Source organism: Oceanicella sp. (assembly GCF_056449545.1).
The window spans coordinates 1-21,790 of record NZ_JBWOMN010000043.1 but is presented as its reverse complement, the minus strand read 5'-3'; the positions used below and the strand labels follow the sequence as shown (position 1 = coordinate 21,790).

Here is a 21,790-nt window from a genome sequence, read left to right as displayed (position 1 = left end):
CCGGCCCGGTGAAATCCTTGAAAAGCCGAAAAACTACCCGCGCCAGCGCAGCAGCGCCCGTTCGGCGCGGCCCAGCAGCCAGCTGACCGTCAGCCCCATCATCGACAGCACCGCGACCCCGGCGATCAACTGGTCGGTGGCCATGAGATTGCCCGCCAGCAGCACATAGGCGCCGATGCCGTATTCGGCGCCGATCATCTCTGCCGCCACCAGCAGGATAATGGCGATCGACGCCGAAATCCGCATCCCCGACAGGATCGCCGGCATGGCCCCGGGCAGCACGATCTTGCGGATGATCGACAGGCGCGACAGGCCAAAGCTCTGGCCCATGCGGATCAGCCCGCGATCGACATTGTCGACCCCGCCATAGACCGCGATCACCGTGGGAAAGAAAGTGCCGAACAGGATGGTGGCGACCTTGGATTCCTCGCCGATGCCGAACCAGATGATGAACAGCGGCAGCAGCGCGATCTTCGGAATCGGGAAGATCGCCGCCACCAGCGGCACGACGGCGCTGCGCGCGATGGAAAACAGCCCCGCCGCCATCCCGAAGACCAGCCCCAGCAGCGTGCCGTAGATCCAGCCCTGCGCCAGCCGGCTGAGCGAGGCCTTCATGTGCAGCCAGAGCTGCCCCGAGGTGACGAGATTCGAAAACGCTTCGCCCACCTCGCCCGGCGTCGGCAGGATCAGCGGGCTGATCCAGCCCATGCTGGCGCCCGTCCACCACAGGCCCAGCAGGGCGGCGAAGACCAGCGCGCCGACGCCCCTGACGGGGCGCGGCGCGAAACCGCCGCCGCGATAGGGCACCGGACGGATGTCCGGATTGGGCGCGGCGGGCGGCGATGATTCCGCCGCCGCGGCTTTCAGCCCCCGGTCGTCGGGGGTCAAGGCCCCGTGGGGCGCGGCGTCGGGGGGCTTGGCCTCAGACATCGGCGATCTCCTGATCGGCGGCCAGCGCCTCCTCGCGCATCAGGTCCCAGAGCCGGCGCTGATGGGTCTCCAGCGCCGCGGCGTGGTCCCGGCGTTCATCGAGCGGGATGTCGATCTCCACCACCTCGCGGATGCGCCCCGGGCGGCGCGACAGCACCACCACCTTGTGGCCCAGCCGCACGGCCTCGGCCAGGTTGTGGGTGACGTAGCAGGCGGTGAAGCCTTCGCGCAGCCACAGGTCGAGCAGATCGTCGAGCAGCAAGTCCCGGGTCTGGCTGTCGAGCGCCGACAGCGGCTCGTCCATCAGCAGGCAGGCCGGGCGCACCGCCAGCGCGCGCGCGATCGCCACCCGCTGCTTCATGCCGCCCGACAGCTGGCGCGGAAACGCGTCGGCGAATTCGGTGAGCTTGGTGCGGGCCAGCACGTCGGCGATGATCGCCCGGGCCTCGGCGCCCCGGATGCCGTGATCCTCGAGCACAAGGCCGACATTGCCGGCGGCGCTTCGCCACGGCAGCAGCGCGAAATCCTGAAAGATGTAGGTGAGCGGGTTGAGGCTGTCGGCGGGCGGCGCGCCGATCTGCAGGATCTCGCCGCTGGTGGGTCTTTCAAGCCCGCCGATCAGACGCAGCAGCGTGGACTTGCCGCAGCCCGACGGGCCGATGACGCAGACGATCCGCCCCGAGGGCACGACCAGTTCGATGTCGCGCAGCACCTCGGTGACGCCGTAGCGATGCCCGACGCCCTTGATATGCAGATCCATGCGCTTGCTCGGTCTTTTTTCATCGTGATCGGCGTGGGGAGGCGAACCGCCCCGCCCCCCACGCACGCAAAGGTCAGGCCATGACGCTCAATCGGGCGCGGTCACTCGATGACCGGCGCGAAGCCGGTGGCCACCATGTCGTCGATGCTCAGATCCGCGGGCGCGAAGCCCTGCGCCTTGAACCAGGCCAGCTGGCGTTCGATATCGGCGACGTCCAGCCCGGCGTCGGCGTTCATGTAGACCGCGCCGGCCTTGATCGACCCCGCGGCCTTTTCGCGCGGCCGGTCCACATAGACGTATTTGTGGATCAGATCGACCATCGCCTCGGTGGCCGCCGGATCCTTGTCCTGATCCAGCATCACCGCGCGGTAATCGGCGATGCCGCGCTTGTAGGCGCGCATGAAGCGTTCGACCTTGTCCCGCTCATTGGTCGCGTTGTCGGTCGAGGTGAAGATCGTGGTCACCTGATAGGGGCCCAGATCGCGCATCCAGCCGATGATCTTCACCTTGCCGCTGCGCGCCAGCGGCGCGGCGATATGGGGCACCATGGCCATGGCGTCGATCTGCGCGGATTTCACCGCGCCGATCATCGAGCCGACCTTCTGCAGCGGCTTCAGCTTCATGTCCGACAGGGAGAACCCGTTGGCCTCGGCGATCTTGCCCGCCATGTAATGGAACGACGACCCCTGCTGGGTCATGGCCCAGGATTTGCCCTTCAGATCGGCGGGGGTCTTCAGACCGGCCTCCCAGGCCGGGGTCGAGGCGAGGATGGCCATGCCGTCATGGCCCGGCTTTTCCGCATACAGCCCGCCGATCACCTTCAGCGCGCCCTTGCCCGCGAGGTTGTAGAAGCCGCCGGTCAGCGCGGTGACGCCGAAATCGATGTCGCCCGAGGCGATGGCCACCGCGATCGGCTGCGCCGCCTGGAAGAATTTCAGCTCGACCTCGAGGCCCTCATCCGAAAAATAGCCCTTTTCGTAGGCGATGAAGGTCGGCGAATGCGAGGTGAAGCGCAGCGCGCCCACGGTGATCTTTTGATCCGCCATGGCGGCGCCCGCCATGGTCGCGGCGCCGGCGGCCGCCAGCATCGCCAGCGCCGCGCGGCGGGTCCATCCGGTCGAGAAAATCGTCATGCGTCGGGTCTCCCTGTCTGACACGTCTTTTCGGCCCTGCGCCCCCGCTGCGAGCGTTGCCGGGGCGCAGGCCGGTTGGTTGGCGGGCGCGCCGATGCGGCGCGCCATGCTCGGCGCCAGTGTTGCGCCGATCTCGCTCCGGGTCCAGCGCCTTGCCCGAAATCCTCCGGCGCGCATACTGCGCGAACCCGAATCCCGACCCCGCCGCGCCGGGGCCGCAGCCAAGGACGCATGCCGATGCCCCGCTTTCCCGAGCTCCGCCCCATTCGCCGCGCCGACGCCGCGCCGAAACTCCTGAGCGCCGATGTCTGCGTGCTCGGCGCCGGGGCGGCGGGGCTGTCCGCGGCGCTGGAGGCGCGCGCGCTCGGCGAAAGCGTGGTGATCGCCGACGCGGCGCCCCAGATCGGCGGGCAGGCCGTGGGGTCGGCGATCGGCACCATCTGCGGGCTCTACGGCAATGGCGCGACGCCCCTGCGGCTCACTCACGGGGTCATGGACGACATGCTGCGCGCGCTGATCGCCGGCGGCGCCGCGGCGCCGCGACGCGCGCGCGGCACGGTGATCCTCGAATACCGCATCAACGACTGGCTGCGCTGGGGCGAACGCAAGCTGGTCGAGGCCGGCGTCGCGCCGCTGACCGGCGCGGTGCTGCGCAGGGTGTCGCGCGACGGCGGGCGGGTCGAGGCGCTGGACTTCGCAACCCGCTACGGCGACCTGCGGGTCCAGGCGCGGGCCTTCATCGACGCCTCGGGCGATGCGGCGATCCCCTGGCTGGCGGATCTGCAGCTGAACGAGGCGGATGCGCCGATCCTCGGCACGGTGATCGCGGTGTTCGAGGATGTGCGCACCGAGATCTGCGGCGACTGGCCGCGCGACCGCTATCACCAGGCCATGCGCCGTCGCGGCGCCGAATTCGGGCTGGTGCGCCATGACGGTTTCGTGTTTCCGGTAAGCCCGGGCCGGGTTCTGGCCAATCTCACCCATGTGGAGACGCCGCTCGACGCCGTTGGCATGGCGCTGGCCGGAATCGAGGGCCGGGCGCAGGTCGATGGGCTGCTGGCGCTGTTCGCGGATGAATTCCCCGAGGCCTGGGGCGACGCGAAAGTGGCGATCTACGGGCAGACCGGCATTCGCCAGACCCGCACCATACAGGGCGCGTCGCGGCTGAGCGCCGACGAGGTGCGCGCCGGGCGCCCGCCCGCCGATCGCATCGCCCGCTGCACATGGCCCATCGAACTGCATATCGAGGCCGAGACCGCCCATTGGGAGGTCTTCGGCCCCGATCACATGCATTTCGTGCCGTTCGGGGCGATGGCGCCAGAGGGGCTCGACAACGTCGTGGTCGCGGGGCGCTGCATCGACGCGGATCCCGGGGCGCTGGCCTCGGTGCGGGTGATGGGACCGTGCTTCGCCATGGGGCGCGCGGCGGCGATGGCGGTCGCGCTGGCGGGAAGCGGGTCGCTGCGCCAGATCGACATGGGCGCGTTGCAGGCTGGGCTGGCGGAGAATCTGGAAGGCGGAACGCTGGATCCATGGGTCGCCTCGATGGCCGAATAGGCGCGTGGGGCGGGCGATGGCGGATCGGGATCCGCCCTACGGCCGGGACGCGCGTCGGCGAGGGAGAGGGGGCGATCCCGGCATGGCGGCGGTCAGATCGGGGCGACGGCGACCCGGGACGCGAGGCGCGCCGCCGCCGCCCCGTCGCAAAGCCGGGTCGCTGGGGTCATCACCGCCGCCGCCGCCGCCGCGACGCCCTGACGGCAGGCCTCGGCGGTTGCGCCGCCCCGCGCCAGCGCCAGGGTCATGCCGGCGACGAAGCTGTCCCCGGCGCCGACCTTGCTGACCACCGGCACTTCGGGCGGGCGGCAATGAAGGCGGCCCTCGGCATCGGCGATCACCGTGCCCTCGGCGCCGCTGGCGATGGCGACGATCCGCGCCGCGCCGCGCGCCGCCAGTTCGGCGGCGAAATCGGCCAACGCGACCAGATCGGGCAAATCGCGCCCGGACAGCGCGCGGGCCTCGGCGCGATCCATGCGCAGCGAGAACAGCGGCGCCTGCCCCGGATGCGAGGCGCCCCGCGCCGCCGCCTCCAGCGCCTTGCCGGAGGTGTCGACGAGCATGTCGACGCGGCGCGGCGCCAGCGTATCGTTGAGACGCGGGAAGAAATCCGCCGCCACCCCGGCGGGCTGGCTGCCGCTGACCACCAGCAGGTCGCCGGGGCGGGTTTCGCCGGCGATGCGCGCCGCAGCCGTTTCGCCGTCGCCGATTGACCAGTCCGGGCCGGGCAGCACGAAGCGGTATTGCAGGCCGCTGTCGCGCTCGATCACCGCCACGCTCTGGCGGGTGACGCAGTCGACGCCCAGATCCAGCGGCGCCAACCCCTCGGCGCGCAGCAGTGTCAGCAACTGCATGCCGGTCCCGCCGCCCGCCGCCAGCAGCGGCGTCGATTCACCGCCCAGAAAACGGATGGCGCGGGACACGTTGACCCCGCCGCCGCCGGGATCGGTGCGCGGCGGCGCGCAGCGCAGCTTCAGGCCGGGGGCGACCTTTTGCGTCTCGGTGGACAGGTCCAGCGCCGGATTAAGGGTGACGGTCAGGATGCGGCGCATTGAATGGTCCTCGGATGGCTTGCGTCAGAGCGGCAACGGGCCGCGGGACTTGATTTCACGCAGGATCAGGTTGGTGCGCACGTTGGACACCTCGGGCAGCTTGAACAGGAAGCTTTCCAGAAACCGGTTATAGGCGGCGAGATCGACGCAGGCGACGCGCAGGTGATAATCCGCCTCGCCGGTGGTGGCGAAGCAGTCGAGCACCTCGGGGCGCGCGGCGATGGCGTCAACGAAGGGGGCGACGTTGTCGCTCACGTGGCGGTTGAGCGAGACATGCACCATGGCGTCGAAGCCGATCCCCGCGGCGCCGGCGTCGATCACCGCCACGTGGCCGCGAATGACCCCCGCATCCTCCAGCGCGCGCACCCGCCGCCAGCAGGCAGAGGCGGACAGCCCGGCGCGATCGGCGAGGTCCTGATTGGACATCCGGCAATCGCTCTGCAGCAGCCGCAGCAGCCGCTTGTCGGAATCGCTGAGGGTCATGGCGTGGAGATTATCGGAAAATCCATCCGATTGACATGGCTATCAGGATAAATTCACCGAATTTTGCCGTCGGATAGAAAAAAACGAAAAATCCTTCCTTTGGTTTCAGCGTAAAATCATCCCCGAACAAGGAGTCCCCCGCCATGCTTGACGCCGCCGCGCCGCGCCCCGCCGATTACCGCCTTGAAGACCGCTATCTCGCCCGGAGCGGGCGGGTGTTTCTCACCGGCACGCAGGCGCTGACCCGGATCATGCTGGATCAGGCGCGGCGCGACCGCGAGGCCGGGCTGAACACCGCCGGCTTCGTGTCGGGCTATCGCGGCTCGCCGCTGGGCGCCGTGGATCTGGAGATGTGGCGCGCCAAGACGCTGCTCGCCGAGGCCCGAATCGATTTCATGCCGGCGGTCAACGAGGATCTCGCCGTCGCCGCGATCATGGGAACGCAGCAGGTGGAAACCGACCCCGGGCGCGAGGTCGATGGCGTGTTCTCGCTCTGGTACGGCAAGGGGCCGGGGGTGGACCGCTCCGGCGACGCGCTCAGACATGGCAACGCCTACGGGTCGTCGCCCCATGGCGGGGTGCTGGTGGTGGCGGGGGACGATCATGGCAGCGTGTCCTCGTCCATGCCGCATCAGTCGGACGCGGCGTTCCTGACCTGGTTCATGCCGGTTCTGTCGCCCTCCTCGGTGGCGGAATACCTGGAATTCGGCGAATACGGCTTCGCGCTCAGCCGCTTCGCCGGCGTCTGGTCCGGGTTCAAGGTGGTCTCGGAAATGGTGGAATCCGGCGCCTCCGTGCTGCTGCCGCGCCCGCGCGCCTTCGCGCAGCCGGATTTCACCGCCCCCCCGGGGGGGCTGCATTACCGCTGGCCCGACAAGCCCGGCCCGCATGTGGAAATCCTGATGGCGGCGAAGATCCGCGCCGTGCTGGCCTTTGCCAACGCCAACCCCATCGACCGCGCGCTCTACGCCCTGCCCGAAGCCCGCTACGGCATCGTCACCACCGGCAAGGCGCATCTGGACCTGATGGAGGCGCTGGCGCTGCTGGGGCTCGACGAATCCGCCTGCCGGCGCATCGGCATCGACATCTACAAGGTGGGCATGGTCTGGCCGCTGGCCCGGCCGGCGGCGCTGGATTTCGTGCGCGGCAAACGTGAAATCCTCGTGGTCGAGGAAAAGCGCGCCATCATCGAGAGCCAGTTGAAGGAATATTTCTACGACTTCCCCGGCGACAAGCCCGAGCGCATGGTCGGCAAGAACGACGAGCACGGGCGGCGTCTGATCCCCTGGACCGGCGAATTGTCGCCGCGCCAGCTGGCGCTGGCGGTGGCGCGCCGCCTCGACGCGCTGTTCCCGGATCTGAATCTGACCGCGCGGGCGGAAGCGCTGCGCGCCGCGCCGCCGCCGATCGTGGTCGAGGGCGCCAACCGCACCCCGTATTTCTGTTCGGGCTGCCCGCACAACACCTCGACCCGGGCGCCGGAAGGATCGCGCGCCATGGCCGGGATCGGCTGCCACGTGATGGCGTCGTGGATGGACCGGGACACGTCCTCGCTGATCCAGATGGGCGGCGAGGGCGTGAACTGGGTCGGGTCGTCGCGCTTCACCGGGCGCGGGCACATCTTCCAGAATCTCGGCGAGGGCACCTGGTATCATTCCGGGTCGCTGGCGATCCGTCAGGCGGTCGCCGCCGGGACCAACATCACCTACAAGATCCTCTACAACGACGCGGTGGCGATGACCGGCGGCCAGCCGGTGGACGGGCCGGTGAGCGTTCAGGCCATCGCCCAGACCCTGCGCGCCGAGGGCGTCGCGCGCATCGCGCTGGTCTCCGACGAACCCGAGAGGTTTTCCCTGCGCGACCTGCCGGCGGGCGCCACCATCCATCACCGTCGCGAGATGGACGCGCTGCAGCGCGAGTTGCGCGAGGTGAAGGGCGTGTCGGCGCTGATCTACGCCCAGACCTGCGCCACCGAGAAACGCCGGCGGCGCAAGCGCGGCGCGCTCGACGATCCGCCGCGCTTCGCGGTGATCAACGAACTGGTCTGCGAGGGCTGCGGCGACTGCTCGGTGGCCTCGAACTGCCTGAGCGTCGAACCGGTGGACACGCCGTTCGGGCGCAAGCGGCGCATCAACCTGTCCGCCTGCAACAAGGATTTTTCCTGCCTCGAAGGGTTCTGCCCGAGCTTCGTCACCATCGAAGGCGCGCGGCGGCGCAAGAAGACCGGCGCAACCGTGGACGGCGCCGCGCGGGCCGCGGCCCTGCCGGCGCCGGACCTGCCCGAAACCGACGCGGGCGCCGATGGCAACGGCGTCTGGAACCTGCTGGTGACCGGGGTCGGGGGCACCGGGGTGGTGACCGTGGGGGCGCTGATCTCCATGGCCGCGCATCTGGAGGGCAAGGGCGCCAGCGTGCTCGACTTCACCGGATTCGCGCAGAAATTCGGCCCGGTGATGAGCTACCTGCGCATCGCCGCGGACCCCGGCAAGCTCAACCAGGTGCGCATCGACGAAGGCGCCGCCGACGCGCTGATCGGCTGCGACGCGGTGGTCAGCGCCTCGGAAAAGGCCAGCCGGGCGTATCGACGGGGCATGAAGACCGTGCTCAACACCGCCGAGATGCCCACCGGCGACGTGGTGCTGCACCGCGACGCCGATCTGCGGGTGCCCGAGCGCATGGCCCGCATCGAGGCGCTGACCGGCGCGGCGCCGCTGGCGACCGACGCCAACCGCGCCGCCGAGGCGCTGCTGGGGGACGCGGTGTTCGCCAATGTGCTGATGCTGGGCATGGCCTGGCAGGCGGGGCTGGTGCCGCTGGGATTCGAGGCGCTGATGCAGGCCATCGACTTGAACGGCGTCGCCGTCGAACGCAACAAGTCGGCATTCGCCTGGGGGCGCGTCGCCGCCGCCGATCCGGCGGGCTTCGCGACGACATGGCAAGGCCCGGCGCCCGCGCCGGAGACGCTCGACGACCTGATCGCCCGGCGCGAGGCGTTTCTGACGGACTATCAGAATGCGGCCTGCGCGGCGCGCTATCGCGCCATCGTCGACCGGGTCCGCGCCGCCGAAACCGGGCTCGGGCGCGAGGATCTGACCGAGGCCGTCGCGCGCTCGATGTTCAAGCTGATGGCCGTGAAGGACGAATACGAGGTGGCGCGGCTGCATATGGACCGCGGGTTTCTCGACCAGCTGAAGCGGGATTTCGAGGGCGAGAACGGCGCCGATTTCAAGGTCAACTACCATCTCGCGCCGCCGCTGCTCGCCAAGGGCGTGGATTCGCGCGGCCGTCCCGGCAAGCGGGTTTTCGGGCAATGGCTGCAAGGGCCGCTGCGCCTGCTGGCGCGCCTGAAAACCCTGCGCGGCGGGCCGTTCGATGTGTTCGGCTACAGCGCCGAGCGGCGCATGGAGCGCGCCCTGCCCGGCTGGTTCGAAGCGGCGCTGGATCGCCAGTTGGCCGGGCTCGACGCGCAGACCCACGCCAGGGCGGTGGAGATCGCCCGCGCGCCCATGGAGATCCGCGGCTACGGCCCGGTGAAGGCGAAGGCCGTGGCCGAGGTCAAGGCCCGCGTCGCGGGGCTCGAAGCCGCGTGAACGCCGCGCGGCGCGCTCAGGATCTGGGCCGGCGCCGCGCCAACGGCGCCGAGGCCGGGCTGAGATCCGACGCCGCGGCGATAACCGCCGCCCCCCCTGACGCCGCCCTCCCCGACGCCGCCCCGCGCGCGCGCGCCGACCCCGGGCGCGACCGGGGCAGCGGCACGCCGCGGGACGTGGCGAGAATCTCGCGTTCCTGTCTGGCATAGGCGTAGGCCACCGGGCGCGAGGCGCGCGTGGCGATCCGCGCCTCGGCGTCCGAAACCGGGTCGCCATTGGCGCGTTTCAGCGTGGCGATCACATGCGCCAGCGTCGCCAGTTTTTCCGCGTCGCCCATGGCGCTGCCCTCGAACATGCCCAGCGAGGCGATGGCGCTGCGCCCGTTCAGATTGGTGAAGCCGCGCCAGAAACGCGGACCGAGCCCGGGCAGCACGTGTTCGCCCTTGTCCTCGACCAGCACGTAGAGCGTGTCGCGCAGCCGACGCGCCTCGACCACCCGCACCTCCGACGCCGCCCCGCCCATGCCGGCGGTGGCGCGCCCGTCGCCGGAGCGCAGGAACGCCTCCAGTTCGGCAAACACCTTGCTGCCGTCATCGGCCTGCGCGTCGAACAGCGGCGCATCGCCGATGGCGAGGCTGACCAGCCCGTCGAACCGCGACGTCGAACCGCCGGCCCGCAGGGTGGCGCAATCCTCGATCAGCACGAAAACCGCGTCCTTCTGCTGCCAGACCTCGTTGCGGTCCATGCAGAACCCCACCGGCGGCGCCACCACCACCTGCCGCCCGGAGACATCGAATTCCAGCGAACCGTTGGCGTCGCTTTTCCAGTCCAGCGGGCGCAGCGGGTTGCCCTGCTGCGCCGCGCAGGCGGCCAGCAGAAGCCCGGCGCCGGCCAGCAGCGCGCGGCGCAGGCCGCGCGAAAGATCATCCCGCATGGGCGGGCCTCGCTTGCACGTTCAAGGTCACAGATCGGCGTAGACGTGTTTTTCCGCCGCGCCGCCGGGATGGGTCACCGCGCCAAGCCGGGTCGCGCCGACCTGCTGCGCGTATTTCCACAGCGCGCCCGAGGCGTAGATGGTTTCGCGCGGGCCTTTCCAGTCGGCCTTTCGCGCCGCCAGCTCGTCGTCGCTCAGATCAACCGAAATCACCCCGGCCCTGGCGTCGATGGTGATCACGTCGCCGTCCTTCAGCAGCGCGATCGGGCCGCAATGGGCCGCCTCCGGCCCCACATGGCCGACGCAGAAACCGCGGGTCGCGCCGGAAAACCGCCCGTCGGTGATCAGCGCCACCTTCTTGCCCATGCCCTGCCCGGACAGGGCGGCTGTGGTGGCCAGCATCTCGCGCATGCCGGGGCCGCCCGAGGGGCCCTCGTTGCGGATCACCAGCACCTCGCCTTCCGCATAGCTGCGGGCCTGCACGGCGGCGAAGGCGTCCTCCTCGCATTCGAACACCCGGGCCGGGCCGGTGAAGACGATCTGATCCTCGCTCATGCCGGCGATCTTCACGATGGCGCCGTCGGGCGCCACGTTGCCCTTGAGCCCCACCACGCCGCCGGTCCGCGACAGCGGCGTCTCGACCGGGTGGATCACCTTGCCGTCGGCCTCGCCGGAAATCTCGTCCAGCTCCTCGCCGATCACCCGCCCCGAGGCGGTCATGCAATCCTCGTGCAGCAGCCCGGCCTTGCGCAGCTGCTTGAGCACCACGGGCACGCCGCCGACCTCGTAGAGGTCCTTGGCCACATACTGCCCGCCGGGCTTGAGATCGACGAAATAGGGCGTGTCGCGGAAGATGTCGCAGACATCCTGCAGCGTGAAGGGAATGCCCGCCTCATGGGCGATGGCCGGCAGGTGCAGCCCGGCATTGGTCGATCCGCCGGTGCTCGCGACCACGCGGGCGGCGTTTTCCAGCGATTTCAGCGTCACCACGTCGCGGGCGCGGATATTCTTCTCGATCAGGTTCATCACCGCGCGCCCCGAGGCGTCGGCGTATTGATCGCGGCTTTCATAGGGGGCCGGCGCGCCCGATGAATTCATCAGCGCCAGCCCGATCGCCTCGGACACGCAGGCCATGGTGTTGGCGGTGAACTGACCGCCGCAGGCCCCGGCCGAGGGACAGGCCACCTGTTCGAGCTTTTCCAGCTCGCAGGCGGACATGTTGCCCGCCTGATGCTGGCCCACCGCCTCGAACACGTCCTGCACCGTGACGTCGCGCCCGTCGAGCCGCCCCGGCAGGATCGAGCCGCCATAGAGGAACACCGAGGGCACGTTGAGCCGCACCATCGCCATCATCATCCCCGGCAGCGACTTGTCGCAGCCCGCCAGCCCCACCAGCGCGTCGTAGCAGTGGCCGCGCATGGTCAGTTCCACCGTGTCGGCGATCGCCTCGCGCGAGGCCAGCGACGAACGCATGCCCTCATGCCCCATGGCGATGCCGTCGGTGACGGTGATGGTGGTGAATTCGCGCGGCGTGCCGTGGGCCTCCTTGACGCCGAGCTTCACCGCCTGGGCCTGACGATTGAGCGAGATGTTGCAGGGCGCGGCCTCGTTCCAGCAGGTGGCGACGCCGATGAAGGGGCGGTGGATTTCCTCGTCGGTCAAGCCCATTGCGTAGAGATAGGACCGGTGCGGCGCGCGCGCGGGGCCCTCGGTCACATGGCGGCTGGGAAGGCGGTTCTTGAGGTCGTTTCTGGCGGTCATGGCGCGTCTCCCGGTCGCTCTGGCATGGTTTTGCACGGCCCCCGCATTCGCGCCGCCCGGCGCGAAAGGGGCTTTGCCGAAAGGCTTAGTCAAGCCGGGGCGCGAGCGCAAGACGGCGACGCATGACCCGTGCCGACAGGATTGATCCATTGCGGGAATTCCGCCATTGCGGCGCCCGCCCCGCATGTGCCGGGCGCCGCCGCGATCAGCCCGAAAGCCCGCGATTCAAGGGCCGCGCAACCGGCGCGCGGCGATTGCGCGGCAATCCCGGCGCGGGCGCGGCTGGCGGGCGATCGGCATGCGTTAACGCTAATTTTCATCAACCATTCATGTTTTTTTTCCTGTAAACTGACGTGGTGAAAGATTCGATCGAACCCCCTCCCCGGAGATTCATCCACCCCCTGCGCGCCTACAGCGACGCGGCCTTGCCGCGCGTCGAGATCTGGCGAACCCTGCTTGGCTTCGCGATGCTGGCGGCGCTGATCTTCGGCTTCGGGTTGCTGGCCCGCATGGGCGCGCAGACCGCGCTTTACGGCTTTTCCCACAACCGCACCCTGACCGAATCGCTGCGCGCCATCCAGCGCGAGGTGCACACGCCCTCGTCCGGGCTGTCGATGCTGCTGATCCTCGCCACCTTCGCCGCGGTGTGGCCGGCGCTGTGGCTGACGCTGCATTACGTGCACAAGCGGTCGGGGGCGACGCTGTTCGGCCCGGACGGGCGGCTGAACTGGCGGCATTTCCGCATCGGGCTGGGGCTGTCGCTGGGGGTCGGGTCCATGGCCTGGCTGCCGATGCTCATATCCCAGGGCGGCGCCGCGTTCGAGATCGAACCGTTGCGCCAATGGCTGCCGCTGATGATCTTCGCGGTGCCGCTGGTGTTCATCCAGACCGCCGCCGAGGAACTGGTGTTTCGCGGCTACATGCTGCAGCAGATCGCCGCGCGCAGCTGGTCGATCATCGGCTGGTCGGTGATCCCGTCGCTGATCTTCGCCTATTCCCACCCCGATCCGAGCGCGCCGCTGGGGCTGAGCTGGTATCACTTCGTGTTCGGGCTGGTGATGGCGGCGGTGACCTCGCGCACCGCCAATCTGGGCGCCGCGATCGGGCTGCATTTCGGCAACAACATCATCAACCTGCTGCTGGTCTCCGCCACGTTCCGGCGCAACGGGCTGGCGCTGTTCACCTATCCCGAGGGGCTGGACGTGCGCCCTGCGCTCTACACCTACATCGCGGTGATGTTCGTGGGCGCGACCATCTTCATGGCGGTGATGGACTGGCGGTTCCTGCGCGAATGGAAAGCGGACAAGGCGCGCCAGGCCAAGTCAACGACCCCGATTCAAAGCGCCGCCTCGTAGATCGCCTGCGCGTCAGCCAGGGTCATCTCGCGCGGATTGTTGATCAGCAGGCGGGTCTGCTTCATGGCGTCCTCGGCCAGCAGCGGCAGGGCGTTGTGATTGACCCCCACGTCGCGCAGGCGGGTTTTCAGTCCGATCTCGGGGGCCAGCGCGCGCAATCCCGCGACCAGCGCCGCGCCGCTTGCGGCGGCGCCGGGGAAGGCCAGCGGCGCCAGTTCCGCGTAAAGCGGCGCCGCGTCCGGCATGTTGAAATCCAGCACATGCGGCAGCACCAGGCAGTTCGACAGCCCGTGGGGCACATGAAAACGCCCGCCCAGCGGATAGGCCAGCGCATGCACCGCCGCCACCGGTGCGTTGGCGAAGGCCATGCCCGCCAGCATCGACCCCAGCAGCATGGCGCCGCGCGCCGCGCGGTCCGTTGGCTGGTCGCAGACCCGACGGATATTGGCGCCCAGCAGCGTCAGCGCCTCGCGCGCCAGCGCATCCGAGAGCGGGTTCTTGCGATGCGCCGAGGTATAGGCCTCGATGGCGTGCACCATGGCGTCGACCCCGGTGGCCGCCGTCACCTCGCGCGGCAGGCCAAGCGTCAGATCGGCGTCCAGCACCGCCCAGTCGGGCAGCAGCTGCGGCGCCACCACGCCCTTCTTCTCCGCCGCGCCGGTGGTGACGATGGCGATCGGCGTGACCTCCGACCCGGTGCCCGCCGTGGTCGGCGCCAGGATCAGCGGCGCCCGGCCGCCTTTCACCAGATCGACGCCGTAGATGTCGGGCAGGCGCCGGTCGCCGCGCAGCAGCAGCGCCACCAGCTTGGCGGTGTCCATGGACGACCCGCCGCCCACCGAAACCACCCCGTCGCAGCCCGCCGCCCGCGCCCGCGCCGCCATGTCGAGCACCAGCGATTCCGGCGGGTCGGCGACCACGTCCGAAAACACCGTCACCGCCGCCCCGGCCTTGCGCAGGCCGTCGATCGCCGGATCCACGAGCCCGAGCGACGCCAGCCCCGCGTCGGTGACAAAAGCCGCGCGGCGCATGCCCAGCGCCGCGGCCAGTTCGCCGATGCGCGCGCTGGCGCCGGGTTCGGAGAGGATCGCCGGCGTGGTGCGGAAAGTGAAACTGGTCATGGTCTTGCCTCATGCATGGGATCACGGGCCGCGCCCGACGGCGCCGGAGCTTAAGCGGCGGGATGGACGCAGTCCATCCTCGCCGCCCCGCGGATGCCACGCCCCGAGACGCGAAACGCCCCCGCGATGCGGAGGCGTTTCCCGTGACTGCGCCGGCCCGGCGACCCGGCCCGGCGACCCGGCCCTGGCGGCTCAGCCCTGCGGCTGCGGCTCCATGCCGCCCTCATCGCCGCGCGGGCGCTTGCCGGTCCTGGGTATCGAGGCGTGCCCGGCGGGGGCGTCCCCCGAGGGCGGCGCGCTGCTGTCATCCGAACGGTCCAGCTTTTCGCCGGCGATCACCCGGGTGATCTCGTCCCCGGTCAGGGTTTCGTATTCCAGCAGCCCCTGCGCGAGGCGTTCGTGATCCTGCGCATGGGCGATGAGAATGCGCTTGGCCGTCATGTAGCCCGCATCCACCAGCACGCGCACCTCTGAATCGATGATCCGCTGGGTCTCGGGAGAGACGTTGGAGGCGCCCGGGAACGGCCCGCCATAGCCCTGCTGCTCGTTGGAGTAATCGATGTTGCCCAGTTTTTCGGACATGCCGAACTGGGTGACCATGGCGCGCGCGATGCGCGACACCTGCTGGATGTCCGACGACGCGCCCGAGGTGACGTTGTCCTCGCCGAAGATCAACTCCTCGGCCACCTTGCCGCCCATGGCCATGGCGATCTTCGAGGTGTATTTGGTCTTTGACACCGACAGGTGATCGCGTTCGGGCAGCGACAGCACCAGCCCCAGCGCCCGGCCGCGCGGGATGATGGTGGCCTTGTGGATCGGATCATGCTGGGGCACGTTCAGGCCGACGATGGCGTGCCCGGCCTCGTGATAGGCGGTGAGCTTCTTCTCGTCCTCGGTCATCACCATGGAGCGACGTTCGGCGCCCATCATGATGCGGTCCTTGGCGGTCTCGAAATCCTCCATGGTCACCAGACGCTTGCCCTGGCGCGCCGCGGTCAGGGCCGCCTCGTTGACCAGATTGGCGATGTCGGCGCCGGAGAATCCCGGGGTGCCGCGGGCGATGATCTTCAGGTCCACGTCGGGGGCCAGCGGCACCTTGCGCGCGTGCACCTGCAGGATCTTCTCGCGCCCGCCCACATCCGGGTTGGGCACCTGCACCTGCCGGTCGAAGCGGCCCGGGCGCAGCAGCGCGGGATCGAGCACGTCGGGGCGGTTGGTGGCCGCGATCAGGATCACGCCCTCGTTGGCCTCGAAGCCGTCCATCTCCACCAGCAGCTGGTTGAGGGTCTGCTCGCGCTCGTCATTGCCGCCGCCATAGCCGGCGCCGCGGTGGCGCCCGACGGCGTCGATCTCGTCGATGAACACGATGCAGGGGGCGTTCTTCTTGGCCTGTTCGAACATGTCGCGCACGCGGCTGGCGCCGACGCCCACGAACATCTCGACGAAATCGGAGCCCGAGATGGTGAAGAACGGCACCCCGGCCTCGCCGGCGATGGCGCGCGCCAGCAGGGTCTTGCCGGTGCCCGGCGGGCCGACCAGCAGCGCGCCCTTCGGGATCTTGCCCCCGAGGCGGGTGAATTTCTGCGGCTCCTTGAGGAACTCGACGATCTCCTCCAGCTCCTCCTTGGCCTCGTCGATGCCGGCGACCTCGTCGAAGGTGACCTTGCCGGTGGCCTCGGTCAGCAGCTTGGCCTTGGACTTGCCGAAGCCCATGGCCCCGCCGCGCCCGCCGCCCTGCATGCGGTTGAGGAAGAAGATCCACACCCCGATCAGCACCAGCATCGGCAGCCAGAAGCTCAGGGTCGACAGCAGGCCCGAGCTTTCCTGCGGCTCCACCCGGATATCAACGCTGGCGGCGCGCAATTCGTCGAGGATGTCGGCGCCGCGCGGCTGCACGGTCTGGAATTCGCCCCCCGACGCCAGGCGTCCGGTGATGCGTTCGCCATCGATGACCACGGCGGCGACCTCGTTGTTGTCAACCCGCTGCAGAAAGTCCGAGAACGTGATGCGCGCGCCCTGCCGGCTCGATCCGCCCTCCTGAAAGACGCTGAAAAGCGCCACCAGCAGCAGGATGACAACCGCCCAGAAGGCCAGGTTCTTCGCGTTTCCCAAGATCGCACTCCGTCAGATCAGGGCCCAGTTCGGGGCCGGCGCGCCGTTTGCCGGGCGACAAGCGTAACATATGCAGCGTTTGCGGCTATTCAACGTGCTTCGCGTCGCGATGAGGCCGAGCGCCGCGACGACCCCGATCAAAGATCAGACTCGTCTTAAGGTGAGGTTTCGCATGTTCAGGGCCTCAAGGCCATACCCGGCGCCGGGGACCGCCAGCAGCCGCTCGCCGCGCCACAGCGCCGGGGCGCCGAACCGCGCCGGACGCGGCGCGGCGCGCCAGATCGACGACGGACGCCACGCCTGCGCGGTTCGGGCGGCGCGCAGGGCGGCGAGGCCGAGGTCGCCCAGGGCGCCCAGATGCAGGGATTCGAGGCGTTCGCCCCCCGGCGCCCCGCCGTCGGCGGGGTCGCGCTCCAGCCGCCAGCGCCGGTCCCAGACCGCGCCGCGCGGTCCCAGCGGGACCGGCGGCGGCAGGGCGGCCGGTTCGCGGCATAGCGTCGCGTGCGGCGCGCCCGGCGCGATCAGGCAGCCCTGAAGGGTCCGCGCGCCCGGGCGGCGCGCCAGAATGGCTGCGTCCAGCGCCGCCAGCGCCGCCTGCCGCGGGCGGTGACCGGCCCGCGACAGCGCGCCAAGCGTCGCGCCAAGCGCGCGATAGCGCGTGTCGGCGCGCGCGGCCGCGTAGATCGCCGCGTCGAGGCGCGCCTCCCCCGCGGCGCCCCAGTCGATCGCCGCGCCGATCAGGGCGGCGCCCGCATCCTCCAGCACCGCGCGCTGGGCGCGCAGCCGGGCGGCGGTGGCGGCGAGCCCCTCGGCGTCGATCCCCAGGGGCGCCAGCGCCGCCAGCGCGCGACGCATGCGCACCCGATCCTGCGCCGGGTCGTCATTGGAGGGGTCGTCGATCCAGCCGCGGCCCGCCGCGCGCAGCAACGCGCGCAGATCGGCGCGGCGCAGAGTCAGCATGGGGCGCAGCCAGCGCATCCCGAGCCGCTCGCCGGTTTCGGCCATGGCGCTCAGCCCGTCCAGCGCCGAGCCCCGCGCCAGCCGCAGCAGCAGGGTCTCGGCCTGATCGTCAAGCGTGTGGCCCAGCGCCACCGCCGCCAGCCCCCGTCGCCGCGCCCAATCGGCGAGCAGATCATAGCGCGCGGCGCGGGCGCGGGCGGGAAGATTGCCGCCGGCGCGCGGCGGATCGGACCAGACGAGGGTTTCGTGGCGCAGGCCCAGCGCGGCGCAGCGCCGGGCGACGGCCGCGGCCTCGGCCGCGGCGGCGGCGCGCAGGCGATGATCGACGGTGGCGACCTCGATCCGGATCTCATCGGGGCGCGCCGCCGCCCACCGCGCCGCGACCTCCAGCAGCGCGGCGCTGTCGCCGCCGCCCGACACCGCGAGCCCCAGCGCCCCGCCGGCGGTCAGCGCGTCGAGGCGGGCGCAAAGGCGGGCCCGGATCCGCCCCGGGTCCGCGTTCGGGTCCGGAGCTGAATCCGGGCCTGCTCGCGGGCCTGAAGCCGGGTGCAGATCGGGGCGCAGATTGGGGCGCAGATCGGGGCGCAGATCGGGGCCTGAGCCCGCGCCAAATGGGCCGGGCGGCGCGGTCAGGGATCGGGACTCGGCGCGCATCTGCGCCTCACTTGCATTTCAGGCGGCGCTTCTCGGCCTTGGCCTGGGCTATGGCGTCGCTGGCCGACGGGTAGCGGCGCGCCACTTCGTCAAGCGTCAGGCAGGCCTCGCCGCGCTGCCCGAGCTGACCCAGCGACAGGGCCAGCTTCAACAGGCTCTGCGCTGCGTATTTGCCGTTGGGGCGCCCGGTGACGTTGGACAGGAAGGTCTGCGCCGCCAACCGGCTTTCGCCAGCCCGGAAATGCGCCTCGCCAAGCCAGTACTCGGCCTCGGCGGCCAACGGGCCGTCGCCGTATTCGGCCAGGAACAGCGTCAGTTCGTCGCGCGCCCGGCGGTAGTCGTCATTCCGCACCGCCGCCACGCCGCGATCGAAGGCGGCCTGTTCGCTGATCGCCACCGCCGGCGCGCCGTTGCCGCCGGACTGGCCCAGGGGCGCCGGGTCGCCCACCAGCGAAGTGTCGCCGCCCTCCAGCTCCGTGAGCCGGAACTCCATGTCGTTGAACCGCCGCCCCGCATCCTCGGACGCCTGGCGCAGCTGGTGCTCAAGCTGCTCGACCCGGCCGTTGAGGCGGCGGATTTCCTCCTCCAGCTTCTGCAGCCGCGCGAAGGCGTCGCCGGTGAATTGCTGGGCCCGCGCGGGGCCGGCGAGGACGGCGCCGGCGAGCGCCGCCCCCAGCAGGAGCCCGCCAAGCCCGCGCAACGTGGGCGGCGTCAGGGTCCGGGTCCGGCGTCCGCGCCCGGCGCCATCGTCGATCATGGTCATGGGGCTCTCCTGTATGGCCATGCGGCCGGGGCGCCGCCGGAGGGCGGACCCCGGCGGGCGATCAGCTCAGCGGCGCGCCGGCCATCACGGTGACGCCGCGGCGGTTCTGGCGCCAGCAGCTCTCGTTGGAGCACAGCGCGATCGGACGTTCCTTGCCGTAGGTGATCGAACGCAGGCGGTTGGCCGCCACGCCCTCGCCGACGAGGAAATTGCGCACCGCGCTGGCGCGGCGGGCGCCGAGCGCGAGGTTGTAGTCGCGGGTGCCGCGTTCGTCCGCGTGGCCCTCGATCACCGCGTCCATGCCCGGATTGTCGGCCATCCACGCGGCCTGCCGGCGCAGCATGTCCTGCGCCGAAAGGTCCAGCGTCGAACTGTCGGTGGCGAACAGCACGGTGTCCCCGACCGATGTCTGGAAATATTCGATCGAGCTCGGGTCCAGCGCCCCGGCCCCCGCGCCGCCCCCCGCGCCGGCGCCCAGCGCGGCGCCGGACCCCCCGGAATCGGTGGATGAACAGGCGGCGAGGCCGAGCGTCAGCAACGCGACGGCGGCGAGTTTGAACATGGACATCGGGGAGGGTCTCCTCATGAGCGCGGCGAAACGCGCCGCGATAACCTGGCGAAGCCTACCGGGTTCGGGGCCGCCCTGCAAAGGCGACGGCCGCCGATCCGGCGAAGGTCCGTCAACGGGCCGCCAAGGGTCTGGCGGCTGACATGGCGCCCCCCGGATGCGCGCGCATCCGGGGCTGGTCGAAACGGGTCGGGGCGACTGTCAGGGCAGCAGCGCCGACCATGACGGGTCCGAGGCCGGGCCCGGGGTGTTCAGGCGGCGCAGATTGCGCCCGGTGGCGTCCACGCGGTAAATCGCCGGGGCGCCGTTGACGCCGGGGGTTTCGCGAAAGAACATCAGCACGCGGCCATTGGGCGACCAGGTCGGGGCCTCGTCGAGGAAGCTGGCGGTCAGCAGCCGTTCCTGGGACCCGTCGACGCGCATCACCCCGACATGGAACCGGCCGCGCAAAATCTTGGTGAAGGCGATCTGGTCGCCGCGCGGCGACCAGATCGGGGTGCCGTAGCGGCCCTCGCCAAAGCTGATGCGGGTGGACCCGCCGCCATTGGCGTCCATCACGTAAATCTGCTGACTGCCGCCGGCGTCGCTTTCGTAGACGATCTGCCTGCCGTCGGGCGAATAGCTGGGCGAGGTCTCGATCCCGGCGCCCGAGGTCAGGCGGCGCATGGCGCGGCTGGCCAGCACCATTTCGAACAGGTCGGTGTTGCCCCCTTCGGTCAGCGACAGGATCACCCGCGACCCGTCAGGCGAGAATCGCGGCGCGAAGGACATGGCGGGAAAGCGGCCCAGCACCTCGTCGCTCCCGGTGGTCACGTCGAGGATATGCACCCGCGGCGCGCCGCCCGCATAGCTCAGATAGACGATGGAATTCCCGTCCGGCGAGAATCGCGGCGACAGCACCAGGTTGGCGCCGTTGGTCAGGTAGCGCAGATTTGCGCCGTCGTAATCCATGACCGCGATGCGCTTGACCCGCGCGCCCTTGGGGCCCGCTTCGTCGACAAAGGCGACGCGGCTGTCGAAATAGCCCAGCTCGCCGGTCAGCGCCAGATGCACCGCGTCGGCGAGCTTGTGGCCGAGCCGGCGGACCTCGGCGCGCGACGCCCGCAGCCCGATGCCGTCGCCAAGCGCCCGCTGGCCGAACACGTCCCAGAGCTGGAATCGCACCGCCAGCCGCCCGTCGGCGCCGATATCGGCGTCGGCGACGCCCAGCGCCTCGGCGTTGATCACCGCCCAGTTGACGAAATTCGGGCGCTGGTTGACCCCGGCGGGCGGGGCCACGTAGGCGGCCTCGTCAATGACCCGGAACAGGCCGGAGCCCTCCAGATCGGCGATCATCACCGCGCGGATCCGGTCGCCCAGCTCCCCGGCCTCGCCGGCGGCGAGGAACCGCGGCAGGGCGATGGGCATGGCCTCGGTGACGCCCTCGGTGATCTCCAGCCGCAGCGGTTCGGCGGTCTGGGCCCGGGCCGGGGCGGCGAAGCCGGCGAACAGCAGCGCCGGCGCGATCAGCGCAGCCGCGAGCGCGGCGCGCGGCGCCGCCAGGCGCCGCGCTGCCATGAGCCGCGGGGCGAGGCGCCCGAAAGCCCGGCGCAGACCGGACAGGCGCGACGCGCTCCGACGCGAAGGCGCCGGGCGCAAAATGGCCAGGCGGCGGATCGTCAACATCTGTTCAGCATCACATGGACACCCCTTTTCCCGGATTGAACGTCACCTCCATCACCTTCCAGCGTCCGTATTTTTCGGCCGGAAGATCATAGGGCGCGGCGCGTTTCAGGGCGATGGCGCCCACCTGAAAGGCCAGCTTGAAACGGTTGTCGGGCAGCGGATCGGGCGCGACCAGCTTCGGCGCGCCGATGAGCTTGCCGGCGGCGTCCAATTCGATGCGCAGGGTCACCACCACCTCCTCGAAATTCGGCATGCCGGTGAGCCGGCCCTTGCGCCAGAATTTCTGGATGCCGAGGCGCACGCCCTCGACCTCGCCGCTGGTCAGCGCCGGGCCCAGCGGCGCGCTGCTGGCGCGGCGCGGGACGCGCGGCGCGGCGGGCGCATCCGGCGCG

Annotated in this window: 16 protein-coding genes and 1 pseudogene; 3 read left to right on the top strand and 14 right to left on the bottom strand. The window is 70.5% G+C overall.

The genetic code is table 11. The features are described 5' to 3' along the window. Positions 1 to 33 precede the first annotated feature (33 nt). The 3 genes from AC1HC7_RS06620 to AC1HC7_RS06610 form a co-directional block, all read right to left on the bottom strand. Entirely contained in the window at positions 34 to 930 is an 897-nt protein-coding gene (locus AC1HC7_RS06620) for an ABC transporter permease (RefSeq protein ID WP_479497315.1), read from the bottom strand. Next, entirely contained in the window at positions 923 to 1,690 is a 768-nt protein-coding gene (locus tag AC1HC7_RS06615; RefSeq protein WP_479497314.1) for an ABC transporter ATP-binding protein, read from the bottom strand. Before AC1HC7_RS06615 ends, AC1HC7_RS06620 begins: the two co-directional genes overlap by 8 nt. A 101-nt stretch (positions 1,691 to 1,791) precedes the next feature. Next, a complete protein-coding gene (locus AC1HC7_RS06610; RefSeq protein WP_479497313.1) occupies positions 1,792 to 2,823 on the bottom strand; it encodes an ABC transporter substrate-binding protein in 1,032 nt (343 codons plus the stop codon). A 237-nt stretch (positions 2,824 to 3,060) separates the two neighbouring features. Here AC1HC7_RS06610 and AC1HC7_RS06605 point away from each other — a divergent pair, with 237 nt between their 5' ends. Then, positions 3,061 to 4,380 (top strand): FAD-dependent oxidoreductase, encoded by a 1,320-nt coding sequence (locus AC1HC7_RS06605; RefSeq protein WP_479497312.1) that lies wholly within the window; start codon positions 3,061 to 3,063, stop codon positions 4,378 to 4,380. A 92-nt stretch (positions 4,381 to 4,472) separates the two neighbouring features. Here AC1HC7_RS06605 and AC1HC7_RS06600 read toward each other — a convergent pair whose 3' ends face one another. After that, the gene (locus tag AC1HC7_RS06600; protein WP_479497311.1) at positions 4,473 to 5,432 is read right to left on the bottom strand and encodes a 1-phosphofructokinase family hexose kinase; all 960 of its coding nucleotides are present in this window, start codon (positions 5,430 to 5,432) and stop codon (positions 4,473 to 4,475) included. Between the two features lie 24 nt (positions 5,433 to 5,456). Further along, on the bottom strand, positions 5,457 to 5,915 hold the full coding sequence (locus AC1HC7_RS06595) for an Lrp/AsnC family transcriptional regulator (RefSeq protein WP_479497310.1): 459 nt from the start codon (positions 5,913 to 5,915) through the stop codon (positions 5,457 to 5,459). A gap of 143 nt (positions 5,916 to 6,058) precedes the next feature. Between AC1HC7_RS06595 and AC1HC7_RS06590 the strand changes: the two genes are divergently transcribed. After that, on the top strand, positions 6,059 to 9,505 hold the full coding sequence (locus tag AC1HC7_RS06590) for an indolepyruvate ferredoxin oxidoreductase family protein (protein WP_479497309.1): 3,447 nt from the start codon (positions 6,059 to 6,061) through the stop codon (positions 9,503 to 9,505). Between the two features lie 16 nt (positions 9,506 to 9,521). Here AC1HC7_RS06590 and AC1HC7_RS06585 read toward each other — a convergent pair whose 3' ends face one another. Both AC1HC7_RS06585 and ilvD read right to left on the bottom strand, forming a co-directional pair. After that, entirely contained in the window at positions 9,522 to 10,439 is a 918-nt protein-coding gene (locus tag AC1HC7_RS06585; RefSeq protein WP_479498818.1) for a hypothetical protein, read from the bottom strand. A 27-nt stretch (positions 10,440 to 10,466) separates the two neighbouring features. Further along, the gene (gene ilvD, locus AC1HC7_RS06580) at positions 10,467 to 12,200 is read right to left on the bottom strand and encodes a dihydroxy-acid dehydratase (RefSeq protein WP_479498817.1); all 1,734 of its coding nucleotides are present in this window, start codon (positions 12,198 to 12,200) and stop codon (positions 10,467 to 10,469) included. A gap of 353 nt (positions 12,201 to 12,553) precedes the next feature. On the opposite strand from ilvD, the gene AC1HC7_RS06575 reads away from it, so the two are divergent. Further along, positions 12,554 to 13,555 (top strand): lysostaphin resistance A-like protein, encoded by a 1,002-nt coding sequence (locus tag AC1HC7_RS06575; RefSeq protein WP_479498816.1) that lies wholly within the window; start codon positions 12,554 to 12,556, stop codon positions 13,553 to 13,555. On the opposite strand, the gene AC1HC7_RS06570 is transcribed toward AC1HC7_RS06575, so the two are convergent. The 7 genes and pseudogenes from AC1HC7_RS06570 to AC1HC7_RS06540 form a co-directional block, all read right to left on the bottom strand. Then, on the bottom strand, positions 13,537 to 14,676 hold the full coding sequence (locus AC1HC7_RS06570) for an iron-containing alcohol dehydrogenase (RefSeq protein ID WP_479497305.1): 1,140 nt from the start codon (positions 14,674 to 14,676) through the stop codon (positions 13,537 to 13,539). The genes AC1HC7_RS06575 and AC1HC7_RS06570 overlap by 19 nt on opposite strands. A 192-nt stretch (positions 14,677 to 14,868) precedes the next feature. Further along, positions 14,869 to 16,788, bottom strand: a complete 1,920-nt coding sequence (gene ftsH, locus AC1HC7_RS06565; RefSeq protein ID WP_479497304.1) for an ATP-dependent zinc metalloprotease FtsH — start codon at positions 16,786 to 16,788, stop codon at positions 14,869 to 14,871. Between the two features lie 144 nt (positions 16,789 to 16,932). Beyond that, a complete protein-coding gene (gene tilS / locus AC1HC7_RS06560; protein WP_479498815.1) occupies positions 16,933 to 18,402 on the bottom strand; it encodes a tRNA lysidine(34) synthetase TilS in 1,470 nt (489 codons plus the stop codon). Positions 18,403 to 18,409: 7 nt separating this feature from the next. Beyond that, a complete protein-coding gene (ybgF, locus tag AC1HC7_RS06555) occupies positions 18,410 to 19,165 on the bottom strand; it encodes a tol-pal system protein YbgF (RefSeq protein ID WP_479498814.1) in 756 nt (251 codons plus the stop codon). A 61-nt stretch (positions 19,166 to 19,226) separates the two neighbouring features. Continuing rightward, complete coding sequence (pal, locus tag AC1HC7_RS06550; protein WP_479497301.1) at positions 19,227 to 19,733, bottom strand: peptidoglycan-associated lipoprotein Pal; 507 nt, start codon at positions 19,731 to 19,733, stop codon at positions 19,227 to 19,229. A 201-nt stretch (positions 19,734 to 19,934) separates the two neighbouring features. Further along, complete coding sequence (gene tolB / locus AC1HC7_RS06545) at positions 19,935 to 21,290, bottom strand: Tol-Pal system beta propeller repeat protein TolB (protein ID WP_479497300.1); 1,356 nt, start codon at positions 21,288 to 21,290, stop codon at positions 19,935 to 19,937. 118 nt (positions 21,291 to 21,408) lie between these two features. Beyond that, positions 21,409 to 21,790: pseudogene (locus tag AC1HC7_RS06540) on the bottom strand (hypothetical protein); the annotation flags it as partial.

Excerpts from the sequence above, each read along its gene's own strand:
- AC1HC7_RS06620 (WP_479497315.1), bottom strand. The coding sequence starts at position 930 with ATGTCTGAGGCCAAGCCCCCCGACGCCGCGCCCCACGGGGCCTTGACC.
- tilS (WP_479498815.1), bottom strand. The coding sequence starts at position 18,402 with ATGCGCGCCGAGTCCCGATCCCTGACCGCGCCGCCCGGCCCATTTGGC.
- AC1HC7_RS06610 (WP_479497313.1), bottom strand. The coding sequence starts at position 2,823 with ATGACGATTTTCTCGACCGGATGGACCCGCCGCGCGGCGCTGGCGATG.
- AC1HC7_RS06615 (WP_479497314.1), bottom strand. The coding sequence starts at position 1,690 with ATGGATCTGCATATCAAGGGCGTCGGGCATCGCTACGGCGTCACCGAG.
- AC1HC7_RS06570 (WP_479497305.1), bottom strand. The coding sequence starts at position 14,676 with ATGACCAGTTTCACTTTCCGCACCACGCCGGCGATCCTCTCCGAACCC.
- AC1HC7_RS06595 (WP_479497310.1), bottom strand. The coding sequence starts at position 5,915 with ATGACCCTCAGCGATTCCGACAAGCGGCTGCTGCGGCTGCTGCAGAGC.
- ilvD (WP_479498817.1), bottom strand. The coding sequence starts at position 12,200 with ATGACCGCCAGAAACGACCTCAAGAACCGCCTTCCCAGCCGCCATGTG.
- tolB (WP_479497300.1), bottom strand. The coding sequence starts at position 21,290 with ATGGCAGCGCGGCGCCTGGCGGCGCCGCGCGCCGCGCTCGCGGCTGCG.
- pal (WP_479497301.1), bottom strand. The coding sequence starts at position 19,733 with ATGTCCATGTTCAAACTCGCCGCCGTCGCGTTGCTGACGCTCGGCCTC.
- AC1HC7_RS06605 (WP_479497312.1), top strand. The coding sequence starts at position 3,061 with ATGCCCCGCTTTCCCGAGCTCCGCCCCATTCGCCGCGCCGACGCCGCG.
- AC1HC7_RS06585 (WP_479498818.1), bottom strand. The coding sequence starts at position 10,439 with ATGCGGGATGATCTTTCGCGCGGCCTGCGCCGCGCGCTGCTGGCCGGC.
- AC1HC7_RS06590 (WP_479497309.1), top strand. The coding sequence starts at position 6,059 with ATGCTTGACGCCGCCGCGCCGCGCCCCGCCGATTACCGCCTTGAAGAC.
- AC1HC7_RS06600 (WP_479497311.1), bottom strand. The coding sequence starts at position 5,432 with ATGCGCCGCATCCTGACCGTCACCCTTAATCCGGCGCTGGACCTGTCC.
- ybgF (WP_479498814.1), bottom strand. The coding sequence starts at position 19,165 with ATGACCATGATCGACGATGGCGCCGGGCGCGGACGCCGGACCCGGACC.